We start from the raw sequence: 477 nt of genomic DNA on the forward strand, positions 1-477 counted from the left end.
GTATTTGGTGTTTCATACCGCTGCTCAGATGATTTTTCTATCGGGCTAGCTCATCATGACTATGAATTTGATAAGGCTCCTGGCGCTGAATCATCAATCGGCACAGAGCTGCAAGCTGAGGTAAAGCTCAAGTTTCATGAGCTTAGTTTTACAGCTAAATATGCTGACTATAATGCAGATGCCTTGGGCGAAGATACTCGTCGCATATGGTTGCAAACTGGCTTGTCTTTCTAAGCCTTTGTTTATCATTGCTCAAAGAAATAAAACCCAACAGACAAAAGCTGCTGCTTAGTTCGGGGAACTTTGGCTTAGCTGAGGGATAGTTGCCAAGCGATTGATGTGTGTCATGTGCTGAATCACTAGAGCATGATAAATTTTCTTTATTAACTAGAGGAGATTTTATTATGTATATAGATGAGACCATCATTGCGGGTTTATTGGTTGTTGCGGGTACTGTTGTGTTTCTAGGTGGCTTTG

The 477-nt window shown here is 41.3% G+C and carries 1 pseudogene; it reads left to right on the forward strand.

Annotated features, from left to right (window positions below):
• Nucleotides 1-234, forward strand: a pseudogene (locus A3761_RS26465) (hypothetical protein); the annotation flags it as partial.
• Between the last annotated feature and the right edge of the window lie 243 nt (nt 235-477).

It is taken from the genome of Oleiphilus sp. HI0123, from assembly GCF_001635315.1.